Raw genomic sequence first — 1,458 nt, 5'->3', positions numbered from 1 at the left:
GTCAGAACCCGGAAGACGTGCGTGAGTCCGCGCTCCCCGACCGCCCAGCGGTGGGTGGTGCGGGCGACGGCGGCGTCGGCGCTCATCAGCGGCTGCCACCGGGCCACGACCAGGAGCAGCAGCACCGCCGAGCACAGGGCGAGCACCGGCGCGGCGCGGGACGCGGCGGACGGGGCATGTTCCGGCGGACGGGTCCGGGGCTCGGCGGGCGCGGGGTGCATGATGCGATCCTCGCCCGGGCGCGGGCCGGGAAACCCCTCGCCGTGCAGCCGTCCGGCTACCTGAGCGCGCCCAGTCCCGGGACCAGCGTCACCAGCACCGGGATCACCGGCACCAGCGAGGCCAGCGCGGTCAGGCGCAGGCGGCGGGAGGCGGTGAGCCGGTCCGGGGGAGTGAGCAGCCGGTGCACCCGGCTCGGGACGTCGGCCCGCGGGGTCGGGCAGGGGCCGAACACCCCGCGGTCCTCGTTGAGTTCGACCAGCGCCAGCGCGGTGGTCAGCCGGCCGAAGCGGCGCGAGGCCACGTCGTCGGCGGCGAGTTCGACCAGGCGGTGCATCTCGTCGCGGAACGCGGCGAACACCGGCACCTGCGGGAAGCCGCCCGCCAGCGCGGCCGAGCAGTGCAGCAGCCAGTCGTGCCGGGCCCGCGCGTGTCCCTGCTCGTGCGCGAGGACGGCGTCCAGCTGCCGGCCCTTCAGCCGGCGCAGCGCCGCCGTGGTGACCACGAGCCGCGGCGGGGTCCCGGGCAGCCACCAGGCGTCCGGCCGGTCGCCCTCCAGCACCACGAGCCGGTCGGCGCCGGGCTCCTCCCCGGGCAACAGCGGGACGCGGACCAGGAGTTCGGCACGCCGGAGCCGACGCCGGGACCGGGCCCGTACGACCTCACGGACCAGCATGGCGGCGCTCCAGACGCCGCCGCAGGCCAGGGCCACCGCGGTGGTGGGCGCCCAGAGCCCGGCCGTGCCCAGCGCGTAGGCCTCCACCACCGAGCGGGGGGCCGGGGCGAACACGTGCCCGCGCACGGCCTGCCAGGCGGCCGCCGCGCTGAGGGTCATCGACAGGGCACAGCACAGCAGCACCGCGGCGACCACGCACTGCCACGCCCACAGCGCGAGCACGGGTTCACGGTCCGTCCAGTCGGCGCGGGCCAGCAGCCGTGGACCCAGCACGGCGGTCAGGACGCCGATCATCAGCAGGACCGCGGGCACCATCATGCGACCACCCTATGAGCGGCCCTCCGCTCACGGGTACGACTCGGCCCGGCAAAGTGACACAGACCACGGGCCGGTGCGGCACGGCAGCCACCGTGCCGCACCCCGGCGTCCCCGCCCGGCGGCTCTCACAACCCCAGCAGCATCGCCACCATCGCCATCCCCATCGACAGGCGGCACGCCTGTGCCAGCTCCGGACGGTCGCCCCATCCCGGGCCGGCGCCTTGGAGGCTCCCCGAAGCGGGGGC

Annotated in this window: 1 protein-coding gene and 2 pseudogenes; all 3 read right to left on the bottom strand. The window is 76.7% G+C overall.

Annotated elements, in window-relative coordinates:
• A pseudogene (locus tag IE249_RS36585) lies at positions 1-221 on the bottom strand (phosphatase PAP2 family protein); the annotation flags it as partial.
• Positions 222-277: 56 nt separating this feature from the next.
• Positions 278-1,213 carry a M56 family metallopeptidase gene (locus IE249_RS07495; protein WP_189703973.1) on the bottom strand — a complete coding sequence of 312 codons (936 nt, stop codon included), beginning with the start codon at positions 1,211-1,213 and terminating at the stop codon, positions 278-280.
• Between the two features lie 125 nt (positions 1,214-1,338).
• A pseudogene (locus IE249_RS36580) lies at positions 1,339-1,458 on the bottom strand (DUF5134 domain-containing protein); the annotation flags it as partial.

It is taken from the genome of Streptomyces anandii JCM 4720 (assembly GCF_014650655.1).
Taxonomy (GTDB): domain Bacteria; phylum Actinomycetota; class Actinomycetes; order Streptomycetales; family Streptomycetaceae; genus Streptomyces; species Streptomyces anandii.
The sequence above is the reverse complement of the archived record's forward strand: the minus strand, read 5'-3'. Positions and strand labels throughout refer to the sequence as shown.